Here is a 17674-nt window from a genome sequence, read left to right as displayed (position 1 = left end):
TCGCGAAGGCGATCCCGATCTCAAGCGCCCCGACGAAGATTTCCCTCGCCCACGAACAAGCTCCGAAGCAGCAACCCAGGCGCCCAGTGCCGGATTCCACATTGACCGATACAAGCGGTTCACAGTCCCCTCCCTTTATTAGAAAATAAATAACGCGAACGCCTTTCAGACAGGCATCGTCGGATTACGATTTATTTTCTAAAACTAGCAGGGATCTTATTTTTGTTTGTGAACCTACGTGACATACCACCTTGATTAACAGTTATCAACAAATAACACGAGTCGAATAACTCCAGATACATCTGTTTTATTTATTTCATTTCGAATATCTTCATACGGCAATGAACTCGCAAATGAAAACGCGGCCGGGATCGACGCGAATCGATCCGGCCAGACGCACTCCATGAATTGAACAAAACCGAAGCGCGCGTCCACGCGCATCACGCGCCGCTCAATCGGCCTTACCCGCCGGCTCGTAAAACAACGCGAACAGTTCCGACTGCGAACCGATGCCGAGCTTCGCGTAGATATGCTTCTTGTGCGCGCGCACGGTCTCGAACGAGATCGTGAGCTTCTCCGCAATCGCTCGCGACGAGAAGCCGCTCAGCGACAGCATTGCCACTTCGATCTCGCGCGCGGTCAGCGTGCCGCGCCCCTGCTTGCCGGACAATGCACCGACGCGCGCAGGAAAATCCACCAGTTCGGCACCGGCCGAAGCCGCGCGCTCCGGCACCGCACAGAATTCTTCGTGTCGCAGCCGCTGCTGCATCAACGCGAGCACCCACGGCGCGAACAGCGTCAGCAGTGCAATCTCCCGTTCGTGATAACGCCGCGTGCAACCGAGCGAAAAACCCATCGTGTGATCCGCATCGATCACGACATTGAAATGCACCTCATCGCCGACGATGTTCTTGCGGAAATAGCGCAGGTAGTACTCGGTCATGCGGAAGTTGTCGGGCGCGACGTCCGCGAGCGTATAGAAGCCCGATGCGTGCGTTTCGAACGCGGCGAGATAGAACGGATCGAGTTGATAAAGCGCCGCGAGATAGTCCTGAAACATCAGGTCGATCTGCCCGTCCGGCATCGCCTGCTCCGCGCAGACGAACGGCGGCGCGTGACGCGCGAAACGCAGCGCCACCCAGCTGTCGAAGCCGATGTGCCGCTCGAGTACTCTCGTCAGACGCGCCCAGAAATGCGGGCTGTCGAGCGCGTCGATGGCCGAGCCAATCTCTCGATGAAACGCGAGATCGCGCCATTCAAGCTCCATCCGTTCTCCGTTGAGGTAACCCACGTGGGTGATTTGCGAACAAAAATAACACGCCGATAATGCGCCGAAGGACATCGCGTGCGCCCGGGCCAATCCGCGCCGGCGCACGGCAACCGCAAGGAGACAGACGATGCAGGTAGAACTCGCGCAACTCGCGCTCGTCGACGGCGGCCTCGAACGCAATACGCGTAAGGTCGTTGAAATAATCGATCGCGCGGATGCGGCCGGCGGCACGCAGCTCGTCGTGTTTCCCGAAGCGACGCTATCGGGCTTTCCGACCCGCGACAACGTCGCCGACGTCGCACAGACGCTCGACGGCCCCACGCTCACTGCTGTGCGCGATGCCGCGCGGCAAGCCGGCGTCGCGGCTGCGGTCGGTTTTGCGGAACGCGACGGCGACCGCTTCTACAACACGACGGTGCTGATCGATAGCAGCGGTGCGATCGCACTGAAGTACCGCAAGGTGCATCTGTGGGCGTCGGATGTCGGCGTGTTCACGCCCGGTGAGCGCTACGACACGTGCCTGTGGAACGGCTTCACGGTCGGTCTACAGATCTGCTACGACATCGAGTTTCCCGAAGGCGCCCGCGCGCTCGCATCGCTCGATGCGGACCTGCTCGTCGTCACCAACGGCAACATGGATCCGTTCGGCCCCGTGCATCGCCGCGCGATCGCCGCGCGCGCGATGGAAAACCAGATGTTCGCCGTGATGGTGAACCGCTGCGGCCCCGGCGACGACAACCTGACCTTCCCCGGCGAATCCGCGCTCGTCGAGCCGTCGGGAGAAATCGCTGCGGTCGCGGGTGCCGACGAAACGGTGCTGCGCGTGAACGTCGATCGCTCGCTGCTCGAAGCGAGCCGCGAACACTATCGCTATCTGCATGACGCACGGGTGCCGCTCGCACTCACCCGCGTCGAACACGACGACGGTTCGCGCTCGCTCGTGATCGAACCGCGCCGTCGTCGGGATTAATCCGCACACTCACGTTTCGTGATTCAACGCTGCACCTTCAGTAGCGCTTCACTGCTGTTCCGTCGGTCGCGCCTCCTGGCGCGGCCCGTTCAAGCCGTCGTCGTATCGCGCCCATTCGGGGCCGCGCTCCGCAAGAGAGCGTTTCACGCCTGCCCGCAGGCTCAGGAGACATCATGCAAGACAGGGAAGATCAACCGCATCTGAAACGCACGCTGGGCCTGCCGTCTGTGCTGCTGTTCGGCCTCGCGTACATGGCTCCGCTGATCGTGTACGGCACGTACGGCGTGCTCGCGAAAGCCAGCGACGATACCGCCGCCCTCGCCTACCTGCTCGCGCTGATCGCAATCGCGTTCACCGCATTGAGCTACGGCAAGCTCGCGCGGCTTTATCCGGTGGCCGGCTCCGCGTACACGTACACGCGCAAGACGTTCAATGCGCACCTCGGTTTCATGATCGGCTGGGCGACGCTGCTCGACTACTTCTTCCTGCCGATGGTGATCTGGCTGATCGGGGCCGCGTATCTGAACGCCGCGTTTCCGCACGTGCCCGTGTGGATCTGGATCGTCGCGTTCATCGTGCTGACGAGCGCGCTGAACATCGTCGGTATCGAACTCGCCGCGCGCTTCAACATCGTGCTGATGGTCGTGCAGCTCGCGATCGTCGCGCTGTTCGTCGGCCTGTGCTGGCACTATGCAGCCGCTGCAGCCGGCCCCGGCGGCATCGCCGCAGCCGAACCGTTCTTCCGGCCGCACGTGCCGCTGTCGTCGACGATGGCGGGCGCCGCGATCGCCGCGTACTCGTACCTCGGCTTCGACGCGGTGTCGACGCTCACCGAGGAAACCATCGATCCGAAGAAGAACATGCCGCGCGCGATCCTGTTGATCGCGCTGATCGGTGGCGCGATCTTCGTGATTGCGTCGTACACGATGCAGCTCGCGCATCCGGGCGTCGAGTTCAAGGACACCGATTCGGCCGCGTTCGAAGTCGCGAAGATGATCGGCGGCGACATCTTCGTCAGCGTGTTTCTCGCGGGGCTGATCCTCGCGCAGTTCGCGTCGGGGATCTCCGCGCAGGCGAGCGTCGGACGACTGCTCTACGCGATGGGCCGCGACGAAATCCTGCCGAAGCGTGTGTTCGGTTTCATCCATCCGCGCTTCAAGACGCCGGCGATCAACATCGCGATCGCGGGCATCGTCGGATTGATTGCGTTGAAGCTCGACGTCGCGACGTCGACGTCGTTCATCAACTTCGGTGCGTTTCTCGCGTTCACGGCGGTGAATCTGTGCGTGGTGCGTATCTATCTGTCTGGCGAACATGGCGACAAGCGGATCGGCTTCATCGGCGGGCTGGTGTTTCCGCTGATCGGCGCAGTCGCCGATATCTGGTTGCTTGTGAGTCTAGAGAAGACGGCGCTCGTCCTGGGCGCGATCTGGTTCGTGCTGGGGCTGCTGTATCTGTGCTGGATTACGCGGCTGTTCCGGCAGGCACCGCCGGAGGTGGCGATTTGATTTGCGGGTGATATCGTGACGGGCGGTGCCGGCCTGGGAGGCGGCGCCGCTCGTGATGCTTCTGTGCCACCGCGCGCAGACTCCAGGAGAGAACGATGAAGCACGCCGGTTCAGCCTCACTCGATCAACTCGACAATACGCTAGGCCTCCTGCGCGAACTGCCGGGCCTGAGCGAAAAATCGCGCGGCGTATTTTATCGACGCGGTAAAGCGTTCCTGCATTTTCACGAAGACCCGACGGGGCTTTACGCCGATCTGCGTGCCGGGGATGTCTTTGAGCGGTACCCCGTCAACACGGCGGCTGAAAGAGCGAAGTTCGTGGCACTGGTGCGCGTGGCGTTAGACCAACGCTAAAGGGTTAAGGGCGAAGAAAACCCTCGCCCCCACACCCCGTTCAATACAACGGCGTCCCAGCGTTATAAGCACCGACAAACGACTGCCAGTCCAGATTCACCTGCGCTGCATAGCTGAACGCGAAGCTCGAAATCTCCGATGCCAGTCCGCTGGTGCTCGTGACCGCATCGGTGATCTGCTTGTCGATGCTGTAGCTGACGATCGCGCTGTTATAGTCCTGATCCGAGATCGCGTGAGCCGATGCGAGCGCCTGCCCGAGATAGGTCGCGGCGGTATTGAGCTTGCCCGCGCTGGTCAGCTTCGTATAGTCGAAATCTTCCTCGAAGGGCGACTTCTCGTGGAAGTAGAACGTCATGCCGTTGATCGTCGCGTAGCCGACGAGCACGTCGGCGTTCAGCGTCTGCGCCTTGTTGGTCAACGCGACGCGCGCACCATCGTTGCTGCCGTCGGCGGACGACAACGTCTGCCCGTTGCTGCTCGCCACCGCAGCGGCGCTCGCGGTTTCCTGCTTCACTTCGAGAATCACGTCGTCGGACGTGGACGTCGACTGTCCTTCGATCAGCACGTAGTAGCGCAGCTTGCCGAGACTGCCCACGCCCGAACCGAGCTTCTGGTGAATGTCCTTCACCTTGTAGTAGCTCGTCGCGTACTGCTTCGACGAAGCGATCGTGCTGATGTAGCTGCTCATCGCCGCCGAGATGCTGCTGTACGTCGTGCTGTTCACCGCGACCAGCGTGCCGGCGATATTCTGGAACGCGCGCACGCCGTTCGTCACCTGTGTGTATTTGCTTAGTAGATCGGAGCGGCTATCGTCCTTCGAATCGCCGATCGTCGATTGCACCGCACCCGACGTGTTGCCGTTCTTCAGCTGGAAGCTAAGTTCGTCGTTGCTGCCCTTGAAGTCGCTCATCTCGCTGATGTACGCGCCGACCATCGTCTTGATCGCGGTCGTGATGTCGCTGTCCGCGATGCCGTTCGCGCGGCCCGCGAGGACCATGCTGGTCGCGAGTCGGCGCAGGTCCCACACGTACTGGCCGAGATAGCCTTCGTCGAAGTCGTCGACGGAAAACACGTTGTTGCCGCCGCTGTCCTGCCACGCGCCGAAATTGCTGATATGCGCGTCGCCGCCGATCCACGTGTAACCGGTCTGCGTGGTCGTGTAGCTCGACGCGGGCAGCGTCTTCATGTCCTGATAGAAGATGTGATCGGTGCCGCGATAGAACGAGAATGCGTCGCCGGCCATCGTCGACATTTTCGTCGCGAGATCGGTGCTGTCCGTGGCCGCGAACGGATGGTTGGTGTTATAGATTTGCGTCACCACCCAGCTGGTGCGCGAGGTCTGCGCATGCGCAGAAACTGAGCCCAGCAGACAGGCAGCGGCGGACAGCGCGATCCACGATTTTTTCATTGTCTTCCTCGGATAAAGAAAAGGAGCGACACGGTCGCTCCTTGCGGTTTCTTATGATGGCTGCGTCATTCAAGCAGCGCGGGATGACAACGGCGTGACGGGGTACTGAGGGTTATAGTCGCGTGAATACTGCAGCCCGCTATTTCGAACTACCGGCAGGAAACCTCATGACGCTCTCAAAGCAATACGGCAGATTCCTTTTGCTCGGCGCGTTGCTGGCGTCGACGGGACCAGCAGCTGTATTCGCACAGGAAGCCACACCGCGCACCGCTGCTCGCGAGATTCCGGAGATCGGCATCGATCGCTCGGGGTTAAGCATGCAAGACGAAGCCGTTCGGCAAAAGACGCTGAAAGACATTCGCACGCTTCATGCAAGCTGGTTTCGCGACGGACCGAGTTCGGGATCGGCACAGGCCGTGATCAATTTTGTCGATGAGGTTCGGCTGGCGAAACAGCAAGACCTGAAGGTCCTGGTCAACATCCTTCAGATGGACGAAGACTACGACGTTGCATTGCCGATGAACGATCACGGCTGGAGAGCAAAGAAACTCAGCCAGATCGATCTGGCTAGATTCTCGCAACGATTCCGCCGCCTGCTTGACGCGTTGAGAGCGGCCAATCTGTCCATCGACGCAGTGGAATTCGGCAACGAGGACGACACGTACTACTACGACGCCGATGTTCCGAATGGACACAGCGCCAGCCCCGATGAGTTGCATACCTGGTTGAAGGGCTATGGCGAATTCCTGAAGACAGGTGCCACGATGCTGCACGACCCTCGTTACTATCCGCAGGCAAAGATCGTGACGTTCGGAATCGCGCATGGCTATACGGCGCCCGGCAAGCCGCCGCAGTGTCTTCCGAACCCGGCGCATGCGGTTGCGATGTTGAGCAACGTCGATGGTTTCAATTATCTCGACAACACCGGGTATCGCGTCGACGGTTATGGCACGCACATCTACGCGTCGCCGCGCGATCCCGGCGCAGGCGCGACCGCGCTGCTGCGTCAGGACATATGGGCGCTCGGCCGAAACACACCGTTCTGGATCACTGAATGGGGATTCACGGACGCCACGAAATTCCCTAACCAGAAGGGGCAAACCGCAAGCGACGGGATGAAAGCAATGCTCGATGCGTTCGACGACCTGAGTCAACGCGCGCCGGTTGGCCCGATGTTCTTCTACTCGTACAACTCCGGGCTGCAGGATGCCGATGGCAAACCGGCTGGTCTCGTGAATTCGCAAGGGACATTCGTCCCGGCGGCAAACGTGTTGTCGGCGCGGGCAGCGCAGGTTCCCGCACGCTAGACGCATTGTCTCTCACCGTTGCCGGGTCCAGAGATCGCCTTGTGAGAGCACAGGCCGATCGCACGTCCCGTGAAGAACGACACCACGCGAAGCATGACGAGCAGTCTATTTCTCGCGTCGGATCGAGCGATTAGTGTTGAATCATCCGCGAACCCGAGCCGTTCGATTCGAGCGAAGGCCGACGCGGTGGCAGAGAAACGTAATCGACCGGCAACTGCACGGCGATCGCCTCCTCTGTCTCGAGATTCATTCCCGATGCTCAAAGACCGCAAGGAGAAGCACCATGGCGACACTCGTCAACCTCACGAAAACGACGCCCACCGCAGTACAGATCTGGGGATTTCACGATCCATGCAACGTCCGGGACGTCGCGGCCGCATTGAACACGATCGCGGCCGGCCTGAGCGGCGACGGCCACACCATTCACGTGATGTCGGGAACGCACGGATACTGCAGCGGCCAGGTCGGCGCAGTGGCGACACGCGAACAGAAATTCGCGGCGGAAGACCGCGCGCTCGCGGCCCCGAAAACGAAAGACGGCAAGACGGTTGCCATCGCGGTGCACGACTTCAACACCGACAAGCTGCCCGCCCCCGATCCGGCGACGGCCGCGCTCGCGAAGCTGAACACCGACATGCGCAGCATCGTGGGCAGCAGCACCGGCACCGCGACGTTTCTGCTCGCGTACTGCTGTAGCGCGGGGACGCGTTAAAACCGTCGCGCATTGCCGCTAGCAGTTGATGGTGGAACACGCGGCTTCGATCGCTCGAAGCCGCGTCACGTTAAAGGCCGACGTTCCCTCGGCCGCCGTTCCACTGCCGGTAGCGCTGCGTCAGCTTGCGCGTGCGTAGCTGATCGATCACCAGCGTGAACGCCGCCGAGTACGCCGCTGCGTTTCGACCGGCACGTCCTGTACCGAGCGCGCGCAGCCGACGCTTGACGAGCGCCATCCGCGCGAGCGCAGCCATCATCTGGTCCTTCCAGCCTACCGATTGCGCGGCGACCGTATCATTGCCGCCCGCTTGCCAGCGCGCCGGCAGATCGGGGGCAAGCGCAAGCGCGGTCGCCATGCCGACCATCGCCACGCCGCTGTCGACGACCGCTTCCGCAACCGCACGGCGACGAACGCCGCCGGTCGTCATCAGCGGCATCGTCGCCACAGTAGCCAGCTCTTTCGCGAACGCGAGAAAGTACGCTTCGCGTTCGAGCGTGCGACCGTCGGCGGCACGTCCCTGCATCGCGGGACTTTCATAGCTGCCGCCAGACAGCTCGACGAGATCGACCGGCAGTTCGTTCAGCCACAGGATCACCTGCTTCGCATCCTGTTCGGAGAAACCGCCGCGCTGGAAATCCGCTGAATTCAGCTTCACGCCGACACCGAAGCCCGGCGACACGCGCGAGCGCACCGCGCGCACGACGTCGAGCAACAGACGTGCGCGGTTCTCGAGACTGCCGCCCCACGCGTCGGTGCGTCGGTTGGTTAACGGCGACAGGAACTGCGACAGCAGATAGCCGTGTGCCGCATGAATCTCGACGCCGTCGAATCCCGCGCGCTCGGCTGCAGCCGCCGTGGTCGCGAAGCGTTCGATGGTCTCGTGGATCTGCACGTCGGTCATCGGTTGCGGCTGCGCGAAGCGTTTGCTGTACTTGCCGAGCTCCAGCGCGACCGCCGACGGCGCCCACGCGGCACCGCCCAGATCCGCGCTGACCTGACGCCCCGGATGATTGATCTGCATCCACACCTTCGCGCCTTTGCGATGGCTTTCGCGCGCCCATTCGATGAACGGCTCCAGCGACGTGCCCGCCTCCAGTACGACGCCGCCCGGACCGGTCAGCGCGCGGCCGTCGACCATCACGTTGCCGGTAATGATCAGACCCGCGCCGCCGTCGGCCCACGCACGGTACAACCGATACAGCGTCGGACCGGGCAGCTGCCCGGGGTCGGCCATATTCTCTTCCATCGCCGCCTTGGCGATGCGGTTCGCAAGCGTGGTGCCGTTCGGCAAACGCAGCGGGGTGAAAAGGGAGGAAGCAAGGGAGGAAGCCATAGCTGAAAGCCCGGAAATAACGATGACACCGCTATACTAGGTTTCAAGTCAACTTGAAGGTCAAGGGCGATGAAAATCGGCGAACTGGCGGCACAAACGGGCCTTGCACCCTCCGCGATCCGTTATTACGAACAGAGCGGCCTGCTGCCCGAACCGACGCGCGGCCCGAACGGTTACCGCGTTTATCCCGAAGCGGCGATCGAACGGCTGCGTCTGATCCGGAATGCGCAGCAACTGGGTTTTTCGCTCGATACGCTACGCGATGCGTTCGCCAGCACCGAAACGTTGACGGCCGACAATCTGCTGTGCGGACTCGATAAGCGGCTCGACGAGATCGCGCAGTCGATGGCTACGCTGCGCGCACAGCGTAGCGAATTGCAGCGGCTGCGTGCGCTGGTGGTCGATGCGCGTGAGACGGGGACGTGTGCGGGGATTGTGAAGGGTACGCACGCGGAGACGGGGGCGTGTGTCGAGGCGCCGGGGGTTTCGTCGCATAAGCCGGAGCCGGGTCAGCCGCGCAAGCCATCCAGGCCGCGTGCGCCTGCTGCTCCCGTGCGCACTGTTCGCAACGGTCTCGCCCAGCGCTAGTCCTATCACACCGACTCCGCGAAATTCTCCGTATAGCCGAGCAATAACGTCGAACCGCCCTGCACGATCTCCGCGAGTTCGTGCCACGCATCGCCCGTTGCTTCGCCGGTGCAACCATATAGCGTGGACAGATCTGCGACGAGATGTTCGGCCTGCTCCGGCTGCAACGGCTGCTCGCGCACGAAGCCGAGCCACGACGCACCGATCCCGAAGAAGCGATAGCCGTGCTGCTCCTGCATGCGCCGGATCACCGCGTGATTCCGGAACACGTTCCAGTCGCTGACGAAATAACCGTTGGGCAAGCCGGCGATCAGCAGATCGTCGGACGGCACCGGAAGCCGCTGCACATACACGACGTCGTCGAGCACGTTCGATGGTTCGCGGTTCATCGCGACCAGTGCGTCGATGTCTTCGTCGGCGGTGGTCAATGTGCCGGGCACGTCTTCCCATGTCAGCCGCAGTTGAGGGTTCTGCAGTTGCGCGGCCACGTGTGCGAGACGCTTTGCATCGAACGCGTGAACCGAGTCCCGGTTATCGAAATCGATCCCGTCGTAGTCGATGTCGATGTCGATGTGTTCGTGCTGCTGAGCGTGGCCGCTGGTGTAGCAGCATTGATTCAGATCGTCGAGCGTGCAGAGGAAGCGGAACCCAGGCTCGGTCCGATGCAGTTCGTCCAGGAAGGCCAGAACCTCCTGCAGCGAATCTGGATTGGCAAGGCGCCTGCAGCTGAATGTATCGACTGGCCTGAATGGCTTTGAAGGATCGGGGTTCCGGAAGTCGATAGCATCGATCTGCATGGAGGTGGCCGCCCGGGAGAGAGACTGTCCTGCCTGTCGTGCAAATCGCAGCACGCGAATCGCACACACAGGCAGGACGCAAAGCAAAGAACGTCAGTCGTCGGCCGTCTGCGCAGCAGTAGCCGCTTCAACCGACTCAAGCTCGCCAGCCCGCGCCTCATCATGCGGCACAACCTCGATCGGAACAATCGGAATCCGCCGATGCGCAGGCCCGCCACGCGACGCCGCGAACGGCATCGCATGTTCCGGCGCACCGCATTCGCGCAGCAGCGAACGCAGTTCGTTGATCACCGGAAACACTTCGTGATTCCAGTCCGCGCCCTGGCGATCGTGCGCTTCCTGCTCGCGCTCGACGATCCAGCGGTCTTCCTTGAAAATGCGTTCGGTGAACCACACGAGCAGCGGCCACGCAACATCGAGCAGCACACCAACCCGCGGACGCCGCACCGACAGCAGCCCGAACGTGCGGTTCGTGCGCTGTTCCGCGTCGAGCGGCACGTAGACGATCCACAGATCCATCACGACCGTCTTCGACGAGTTGACGATACGCAGAGTCTGGTACGGATACTGCGTGCGGATCGTCATCACGTCCTTGTCGTTACCCGACGTGCCCTGACGGCTCTGCCCGAAAATGATCGCCTCGCCGACCGGCTGCTGTCCTTCCATCCGCGCGAACGTGTAATCGACTTCGACCCAGTCGTCGCCGCGACGCCGGCCGAGCGAACGCGCGCGCATCTGACCCATCTGTTTGCGATGCAGGAACTGATGGTTCATGTCCATCAGGTTCTCGTGCATGAACGAGTAATGGCACGCGACTTCGCGGCCGAAGCGCCGCGTCTTGTACGCGGGGTCGCTCGATGCATCGAGGTTCGGCAGCGGACTCTGCTCCGCGAGCGCGGGGTCGCCGGGGAATACGAAAATCAGTCCCGATACTTCGCGGCACGGGTACGAACGCACGCCGTTCGGCAAACGCTCGCGCCCAAGATAAGGGACGTCGATACAGCGGCCGGTGCAGTCGTAGGTCCAGCCGTGATAGCAGCAGCGGATCGACTCGCCGTCGACCACGCCGCCATGCAGCGGCACCTGACGGTGCGCGCAGCGGTCTTCGAGCGCAAAGATCGCGCCCGACTCGGTGCGCACGAGCACGATCGGCTCGCCGGCAAACGTCACGCCGTGCGCCTTGCCGCGGCGAACCTCACGCGACCATGCGAGCGGATACCAGTGATCGGGATGAATATCGACGCGGCGCAGATCGCGCTCGGACGTCTCGGGGGCAGAACCGGTTGCACTGCCTTCCAGCGGGGGAACTGCATGCACGGGAGAAGCCTCCTTGTACAGCGGGGTGGGCGGCCTGGCCCACGGATGATCTCTGGCCTGGGCCGACAGTTTACTCGATGCACACGCTCCCCGGGGCCTGGGATCTGCACTCACCCAGGCGCCGGGGTCTTCTCCCGATTCCTCCGTTGCACATCAAACGCACCCGCCCCGCCCGCGGTTCAGCCCCCGCTACGCACGACCGGCTCGACCTCGCGACGCCGGTTCGCGACCCGCACCGCGTCGAAATACGCGGCATTGGGCGGCCGCTTCAGATAGCGTCCCGCGCCGCGTTGCGCACGCAGCTCGCCGTCGGCCCACACGAGTTCGCCGCGCGACACCGTGTGTGTCGCCACGCCCTGCACGGTCATCCCTTCGAAGACATTGAAGTCGACGTTCTGATGATGCGTCTTGACGGAGATCGTCCGCGACGCCTGCGGGTCCCACACGACGAGATCCGCATCCGAGCCGACCTCGACCGCGCCTTTACGCGGATACAGGTTGAAGATCTGCGCGGCATTGGTCGACGTGACGCGCACGAACTCGTTCGGTGTCAGACGCCCCGCGTTGACGCCGTGATGCCACAGCACCGCCATCCGGTCCTCGACGCCGCCGCAGCCGTTCGGAATTTTCGTGAAGTCGTCGCGGCCCATTTCCTTCTGCGAGGCGCAGAACACGCAGTGATCGGTGGCCGTCGTATGCAGATGACCGGCCTGCAAACCAGCCCACAATGCATCGCGATGTTCCTTCGCGCGAAACGGCGGGCTCATCACGTGAGCGGCCGCGCGATGCCAGTCGGGATCGCGGTACACCGATTCGTCGATCACCAGATGCCCGGCCAGCACTTCGCCGAACACACGATGTCCGTCGCTGCGCGCGCGCACGATCGCATCGAGCGCATCTTTCGCCGACACGTGCACGATATACACCGGCACACCGAGCACCTGCGCGATGCTGATCGCGCGATTCGCGGCCTCGCCTTCCACTTCAGGCGGTCGCGACAGCGGATGCGCCTCCGGTCCGGTGAAGCCGCGCGCGAGCAGTTCGCGCTGCAGACGGAATACGAGTTCACCGTTTTCCGCGTGCACGGTGGGCAGCGCGCCGAGTTCGAGCGCGCGCGAGAAGCTGTTCACCAGCACCTCGTCGTCGGCCATGATCGCGTTCTTGTAGGCCATGAAATGCTTGAAGCTCGACACGCCGTGCTCGTGAACGAGCGTGCCCATGTCGCGGTACACCGAGTCGTCCCACCACGTCACCGCGACGTGAAAGCCGTAGTCGGACGCGGCTTTTTCGGCCCAGCTGCGCCAGTCCTGGAACGCGGCCATCAACGGTTGACGCGGCGACGGGATCACGAAATCGATGATGCTCGTCGTACCGCCCGCGAGTCCCGCCGCCGTGCCGGTGAAGAAATCGTCGCTGGCGCGCGTGCCCATGAACGGCAGTTCCATGTGCGTGTGCGGATCGATGCCGCCGGGCATCACGTACTGGCCGCCGGCATCGACGATCGTCGCGCCGGCCGGCGCATCGAGATCGGCGCCGATCTGCGCGATCGTGCCGCCGGATGCGCTGTCGTGACACAGCACGTCCGCGCGATAGCTACGGTTGGCGTCTACTACGGTGCCGCCGCGAATCAGGGTTGCCATGATGTCTCTCTCTCCGTGCGACGACGCTGCGCAGATTGCGCAGCGTCGTCTGTGTACCTACGTGTTGCTCGTTACGTCATGCGAGGCATCGCACGCGCATGCTCAAGCCCGCGCCACCCGCGTCCGCGCACTCCCCGCCGACTTCATCCAGATCCCATACACCAGCGCGGCCAGCGCAAGCCCCACGAACCACGCATACGTGTAGAGGCTTTTGAACGCATCCGGCACATTCGGAAACGACGCCGGAAACGCGGTGTTCAGAAACCCCGGCAGATTCGGCAGCACACCGATCGCCAGTGCGACCACCGCCGCGATGTTCCAGCCGCCGACATACGCATACTCGCCGCGCTCGTCGAACAGTTCGCGATGATCGAGTTCCGTGCGACGGATCAGGAAGTAGTCGACCATCATGATCCCGGCCACCGGCCCGAGCAGCGCCGAATAGCCGACGAGCCACGTGAAGATGTAGCCCTGCGTGGTCGCGAGAATTTTCCACGGCATCATCACGATCGCGATCGTCGCGGTGATCATCCCGCCGGTGCGGTACGAAATGCCCTTCGGCCACAGGCTCGAAAAGTCGTACGCAGGGCCGACGAGATTCGCCGCGAGGTTGCAGCACATCGTGTCGAGCGTGAGGATGATCAGCGCGAGGCCGACGCCGATGCCGGTCATACGGCTCGTCAGATCGATCGGATCCCAGATCGCCTGGCCGTAGATCACGACCGTCGCCGATGTGACGACGACCGAGATCACCGACAGCAAAGCCATCGGCAGCGGCAAACCAATCGCCTGGCCGATCATCTGGTCGCGCTGCGTTTTCGCGAAGCGCGTGAAGTCGGGGATGTTCAGCGCGAGCGTTGCCCAGAAGCCGACCATCGCGGTGAGGCCCGGCCAGAACGTCGCCCAGAACAACCCTGCTTTCTTCCCGCCGGCGACGAACTGCGACGGCGTCGACAGCATCGAACCGGCGCCGCCCGCCTTCGACGTCGCCCACCACACGAGCGCGATGCACATCACGACCTTGATCGGCGCGGACCAGCTTTCGAGCCAGCGGATCGAATCGGTGCCGTTGACGATGAAGTAAATCTGCAGTGCCCAGAACGCGAGAAAGCACGCGGCCTGGCCAATCGAAATATCGATGAACGGCAACGCCGTGCCGTGCAATGCGTTGCCGGTCAGGATGTTCAGCAGCGTATAGATCGCGCTGCCGCCGAGCCACGTCTGGATGCCGTACCACCCGCACGCGACGATCGCGCGCAGCAGCGCCGGCAGCTTCGCGCCCTGCGTGCCGAACGACGAGCGCACCAGCACCGCGTACGGAATGCCGTGCTTCGCGCCCGCATGACCGATCAGCAGCATCGGCACGAGCACGATCACGTTGCCGAGCAGCACGGTCATCACCGCCTGCCACGGCGACATGCCCTGCTCGGTGAGGCCGGCTGCCAGCATGTACGACGCGATGTTCATCACCATGCCGACCCACAACGCAGCGAAGTGATACCAGCGCCACGTGCGCTGCGTGCTGCCGGTCGGCGCGAGGTCGTCGTTGTAGAGCGCGCTGTCCTGGACACTGGCCTGCAATGGCGAATCGCCGGGTACCGCGGACTGATTCATCGAAAGATCTCCCATCGTCGAAAAGCCGGCGCGCCGTCATGAATGCGGCGCGTCCGGCGGGAGCACGCGAGGCGTGCGGTACGTGCTGTGGTTAAAGTGTTCTGCTCATGCGGCGTGTGCCGTGTGGTCCGCCTGCTCATCGGTCGCGACGACACGCGCCGGGTTGTTCGGATGCGTCGTCCAGTTCGACGATGCGCCCGAGTCGACGCGCTCCATCGTGATGCATTGATCGACCGGGCACACGTGCATGCATAAATTGCACCCGACGCAGTTCTCGTCGATCACATCGAAGTGACGCTCGCCGTCCTTTTCCTTCGTGATCGCCTGATGCGACGTGTCCTCGCATGCGATGTGACACAGCCCGCACTGGATGCAGCGGTCCTGATCGATGCGCGCCTTGATGTCGTATTGCAGGTTCAGGTATTGCCAGTCGGTGACGTTCGGGACTGCGCGGCCGCGGACGTCGTCGAGTGTTGCGTAGCCTTTTTCGTCCATCCAGTTCGACAAACCATCGGCGAGATCGGAGACGATCCGGAAGCCGTAATGCATCGCGGCCGTGCACACCTGCACGCTGCCCGCGCCGAGCACGATGAACTCGGCCGCGTCGCGCCACGTGGTGATGCCGCCGATGCCGGAGATCGGCAGGCCTGGGGTTTCCTTATCGCGTGCGATTTCCGCGACCATGTTCAACGCGATCGGCTTCACCGCCGGTCCGCAGTAGCCGCCGTGCGTGCCCTTGCCGTCGACGGTCGGCATCGGCGCCATCTGGTCGAGATCGACGGCGACGATCGAGTTGATCGTATTGATCAGCGACACGCCGTCGGCACCGCCCTTGTACGCGGCACGCGAGCCGAGCCGGATGTCGCTGATGTTCGGCGTGAGCTTCACGAGGCACGGCAGCCGCGTGCCCTCCTTCACCCAGCGCGTGACCATCTCGACGTACTCGGGCACCTGACCCACCGCCGCGCCCATCCCGCGCTCGCTCATCCCATGCGGGCAACCGAAATTCAGTTCGACCGCATCGGCGCCGGTATCCTCGACGAGCGGCAGGATCCATTTCCAGTCGCGCTCATTGCACGGCACCATCAGCGACACGATCATCGCGCGGTCCGGCCAGTCGCGCTTCACCTGCGCGATCTCGCGCAGGTTCACGTCGAGCGGACGATCGGTAATCAGTTCGATGTTGTTCAGCCCGGCCATACGCTGCCCGTTCCATTGCACCGCGCCGTAACGCGAGCTGACGTTGACGACGTGCGGATCGAGTCCGAGCGTCTTCCACACGACACCGCCCCAACCCGCCTCGAATGCGCGGTTGACGTTGTAGGCCTTGTCGGTCGGTGGCGCGGACGCGAGCCAGAAAGGATTCGGCGACGTGATGCCGGCAATCGTGCAGCGAAGATCGGCCATGTTCGGCTCCGTGGGGATTGCGTTTGTTATGTCGTTTGCGTGGAGGCGGCTTACGCAGCGCGTATCGCCGTGCGCGCGAACATCCGGTCGATCGATGCCGCCGCGAGCTTGCCGTCCTGCACCGCCTGCACCGTCAGATCGAGACCGGTCGCCGCGCAGTCGCCGCCCGCCCATACGTCGGGCAGCGACGTGCGTCGCTCGTCGTCGACTTCGATGCGTGCGCCGTCGTGTGTCAGCAGGTCGGCGTCGAGCGCATTCGCGATGAGAGTCTGGCCGATTGCCTTCAGCACCATGTCGGCTTCTATTACGAAGCGCTCGGCTTCGTTGCCGTTCGCTGCGCGGCGTTCGAATTCGACGCCTGTTACGCCGTTTTCATTGCCGAGTACGCGGACCGGTCTTGCATCGAGTACCAGCGCCACGCCCTGCGTTTGCGCGAATTCGCGCTCGGCCCACGTCGCGCTCATCGCATCGACGCCGCGCCGGTACGCCATCGTCACGCTCTGCGCGCCCAGCTTGCGGCTTTGCACGGCCGCATCGACGGCTGTATTGCCGCCGCCGATCACGACGACGCGCCGGCCCACCGGCAGCGTCGACAGATCGTCGGCCTGGCGCAGCCGCGCGATGAAATCGACTGCATCGAGCACACCGGCGAAACCCTCTCCTTCGATCTGCAACGCACGCACACCCCCGAGCCCGATACCGAGAAACACCGCGTCGTACTGCGTGCGAAGCTCGGTGAGCTTCACGTCGCGGCCAAGCATCACGTCGCCACGCCAGTCGATTCCACCGATCGACAGCAGCCACGCCACTTCCCGTTGCGCGAAATCGTCAACGGTCTTGTACGCGGCGATGCCGTACTCGTTCAGACCGCCCGCTTTTGGACGCGCATCGAACAGCGTCACCGCGTGACCGGCCATCGCGAGACGATGTGCGCATGCGAGTCCCGCTGGGCCTGCGCCCACTACCGCGACACGACGTCCGCTATCCGCCGCACGATGGAATAACGTCACACCCGCGCTCATCGCCCAGTCGGTCGCATGACGCTGCAACGCACCGATCGCGACCGGCTCGCCGTCCTGGTGATGACGCACGCACGCGCCCTCGCACAGGATCTCGGTCGGGCACACGCGCGCGCACATGCCGCCGAGCGGATTCGCCGACAGGATGTCGTGCGCCGCGCCCTTCAGGTTGCCGTTGCCGATCTTGCGGATAAAGCTGGGGATATCGATCTGCGTCGGACACGCGTTCACACACGGCGCGTCGTAGCAGTAGTGACAGCGGCTCGAAGCGACGGCCGCGGCCTGCGCGTCGAGCAACGGCGCGACGTCGCTGAACTGGCACGCGAGTTCGGCGGCGGGCAGACGGCCGGAGGTGATGTCTCCCGTTTCCTTGATGGTCATGCGCACTCCTTGAAGCGGGTTGCAAGCGGGTGGCAAGCAGGTTGCAA

General features: G+C 63.1%; 15 protein-coding genes and 1 pseudogene. 6 read left to right on the top strand and 10 right to left on the bottom strand.

What is annotated here, in order from left to right:
* Positions 1–9: 9 nt before the first annotated feature.
* A pseudogene (locus E1748_RS32095) lies at positions 10–123 on the bottom strand (ESPR domain-containing protein); the annotation flags it as partial.
* 328 nt (positions 124–451) lie between these two features.
* Entirely contained in the window at positions 452–1267 is an 816-nt protein-coding gene (locus tag E1748_RS16730) for a response regulator transcription factor (RefSeq protein ID WP_133648297.1), read from the bottom strand.
* A 130-nt stretch (positions 1268–1397) separates the two neighbouring features.
* On the opposite strand from E1748_RS16730, the gene E1748_RS16725 reads away from it, so the two are divergent.
* The 3 genes from E1748_RS16725 (at position 1398) to E1748_RS16715 (ending at position 4101) form a co-directional block, all read left to right on the top strand.
* On the top strand, positions 1398–2240 hold the full coding sequence (locus tag E1748_RS16725; protein ID WP_133648296.1) for a carbon-nitrogen hydrolase family protein: 843 nt from the start codon (positions 1398–1400) through the stop codon (positions 2238–2240).
* Positions 2241–2413: 173 nt separating this feature from the next.
* Positions 2414–3748 carry an APC family permease gene (locus E1748_RS16720; RefSeq protein ID WP_133648295.1) on the top strand — a complete coding sequence of 445 codons (1335 nt, stop codon included), beginning with the start codon at positions 2414–2416 and terminating at the stop codon, positions 3746–3748.
* A gap of 95 nt (positions 3749–3843) precedes the next feature.
* Positions 3844–4101 (top strand): hypothetical protein, encoded by a 258-nt coding sequence (locus E1748_RS16715; RefSeq protein WP_133648294.1) that lies wholly within the window; start codon positions 3844–3846, stop codon positions 4099–4101.
* A 40-nt stretch (positions 4102–4141) separates the two neighbouring features.
* Here E1748_RS16715 and E1748_RS16710 read toward each other — a convergent pair whose 3' ends face one another.
* On the bottom strand, positions 4142–5509 hold the full coding sequence (locus E1748_RS16710) for a DUF2252 domain-containing protein (RefSeq protein ID WP_133648293.1): 1368 nt from the start codon (positions 5507–5509) through the stop codon (positions 4142–4144).
* Between the two features lie 167 nt (positions 5510–5676).
* Here E1748_RS16710 and E1748_RS16705 point away from each other — a divergent pair, with 167 nt between their 5' ends.
* Together E1748_RS16705 and E1748_RS16700 are read left to right on the top strand one after the other, a co-directional pair.
* Entirely contained in the window at positions 5677–6816 is a 1140-nt protein-coding gene (locus tag E1748_RS16705) for a hypothetical protein (protein WP_133648292.1), read from the top strand.
* A gap of 283 nt (positions 6817–7099) precedes the next feature.
* Positions 7100–7528, top strand: a complete 429-nt coding sequence (locus tag E1748_RS16700) for a hypothetical protein (protein WP_133648291.1) — start codon at positions 7100–7102, stop codon at positions 7526–7528.
* Positions 7529–7598: 70 nt separating this feature from the next.
* Here the strand turns inward: E1748_RS16700 and E1748_RS16695 are convergent, their stop codons facing one another.
* Positions 7599–8864 carry an NADH:flavin oxidoreductase/NADH oxidase family protein gene (locus E1748_RS16695; RefSeq protein WP_133648290.1) on the bottom strand — a complete coding sequence of 422 codons (1266 nt, stop codon included), beginning with the start codon at positions 8862–8864 and terminating at the stop codon, positions 7599–7601.
* Positions 8865–8933: 69 nt separating this feature from the next.
* Here E1748_RS16695 and E1748_RS16690 point away from each other — a divergent pair, with 69 nt between their 5' ends.
* On the top strand, positions 8934–9452 hold the full coding sequence (locus E1748_RS16690) for a MerR family transcriptional regulator (RefSeq protein WP_133648289.1): 519 nt from the start codon (positions 8934–8936) through the stop codon (positions 9450–9452).
* Positions 9453–9457: 5 nt separating this feature from the next.
* Here the strand turns inward: E1748_RS16690 and E1748_RS16685 are convergent, their stop codons facing one another.
* From E1748_RS16685 to E1748_RS16660, 6 genes are all read right to left on the bottom strand, one after another.
* The gene (locus E1748_RS16685) at positions 9458–10249 is read right to left on the bottom strand and encodes a hypothetical protein (RefSeq protein ID WP_133648288.1); all 792 of its coding nucleotides are present in this window, start codon (positions 10247–10249) and stop codon (positions 9458–9460) included.
* 93 nt (positions 10250–10342) lie between these two features.
* Complete coding sequence (locus tag E1748_RS16680; RefSeq protein WP_133648287.1) at positions 10343–11566, bottom strand: aromatic ring-hydroxylating oxygenase subunit alpha; 1224 nt, start codon at positions 11564–11566, stop codon at positions 10343–10345.
* Positions 11567–11745: 179 nt separating this feature from the next.
* Positions 11746–13206 (bottom strand): dihydropyrimidinase, encoded by a 1461-nt coding sequence (gene hydA / locus E1748_RS16675; RefSeq protein ID WP_133648286.1) that lies wholly within the window; start codon positions 13204–13206, stop codon positions 11746–11748.
* 102 nt (positions 13207–13308) lie between these two features.
* Complete coding sequence (locus E1748_RS16670; protein WP_133648285.1) at positions 13309–14820, bottom strand: NCS1 family nucleobase:cation symporter-1; 1512 nt, start codon at positions 14818–14820, stop codon at positions 13309–13311.
* Positions 14821–14925: 105 nt separating this feature from the next.
* Entirely contained in the window at positions 14926–16227 is a 1302-nt protein-coding gene (gene preA / locus E1748_RS16665) for an NAD-dependent dihydropyrimidine dehydrogenase subunit PreA (protein WP_133648284.1), read from the bottom strand.
* A 50-nt stretch (positions 16228–16277) separates the two neighbouring features.
* Entirely contained in the window at positions 16278–17627 is a 1350-nt protein-coding gene (locus tag E1748_RS16660) for an NAD(P)-dependent oxidoreductase (protein WP_133648283.1), read from the bottom strand.
* Between the last annotated feature and the right edge of the window lie 47 nt (positions 17628–17674).

The organism is Paraburkholderia flava (assembly GCF_004359985.1).
GTDB classification, from domain to species: domain Bacteria; phylum Pseudomonadota; class Gammaproteobacteria; order Burkholderiales; family Burkholderiaceae; genus Paraburkholderia; species Paraburkholderia flava.
Note: the sequence above shows the minus strand (reverse complement) of the source record. Positions and strands in the feature narration are given on the sequence as shown.

Excerpts from the sequence above, each read along its gene's own strand:
- E1748_RS16670 (WP_133648285.1), bottom strand. The coding sequence starts at position 14,820 with ATGAATCAGTCCGCGGTACCCGGCGATTCGCCATTGCAGGCCAGTGTC.
- E1748_RS16705 (WP_133648292.1), top strand. The coding sequence starts at position 5,677 with ATGACGCTCTCAAAGCAATACGGCAGATTCCTTTTGCTCGGCGCGTTG.
- hydA (WP_133648286.1), bottom strand. The coding sequence starts at position 13,206 with ATGGCAACCCTGATTCGCGGCGGCACCGTAGTAGACGCCAACCGTAGC.
- E1748_RS16685 (WP_133648288.1), bottom strand. The coding sequence starts at position 10,249 with ATGCAGATCGATGCTATCGACTTCCGGAACCCCGATCCTTCAAAGCCA.
- E1748_RS16695 (WP_133648290.1), bottom strand. The coding sequence starts at position 8,864 with ATGGCTTCCTCCCTTGCTTCCTCCCTTTTCACCCCGCTGCGTTTGCCG.
- E1748_RS16690 (WP_133648289.1), top strand. The coding sequence starts at position 8,934 with ATGAAAATCGGCGAACTGGCGGCACAAACGGGCCTTGCACCCTCCGCG.
- E1748_RS16660 (WP_133648283.1), bottom strand. The coding sequence starts at position 17,627 with ATGACCATCAAGGAAACGGGAGACATCACCTCCGGCCGTCTGCCCGCC.
- preA (WP_133648284.1), bottom strand. The coding sequence starts at position 16,227 with ATGGCCGATCTTCGCTGCACGATTGCCGGCATCACGTCGCCGAATCCT.
- E1748_RS16710 (WP_133648293.1), bottom strand. The coding sequence starts at position 5,509 with ATGAAAAAATCGTGGATCGCGCTGTCCGCCGCTGCCTGTCTGCTGGGC.
- E1748_RS16700 (WP_133648291.1), top strand. The coding sequence starts at position 7,100 with ATGGCGACACTCGTCAACCTCACGAAAACGACGCCCACCGCAGTACAG.
- E1748_RS16730 (WP_133648297.1), bottom strand. The coding sequence starts at position 1,267 with ATGGAGCTTGAATGGCGCGATCTCGCGTTTCATCGAGAGATTGGCTCG.
- E1748_RS16720 (WP_133648295.1), top strand. The coding sequence starts at position 2,414 with ATGCAAGACAGGGAAGATCAACCGCATCTGAAACGCACGCTGGGCCTG.
- E1748_RS16715 (WP_133648294.1), top strand. The coding sequence starts at position 3,844 with ATGAAGCACGCCGGTTCAGCCTCACTCGATCAACTCGACAATACGCTA.
- E1748_RS16725 (WP_133648296.1), top strand. The coding sequence starts at position 1,398 with ATGCAGGTAGAACTCGCGCAACTCGCGCTCGTCGACGGCGGCCTCGAA.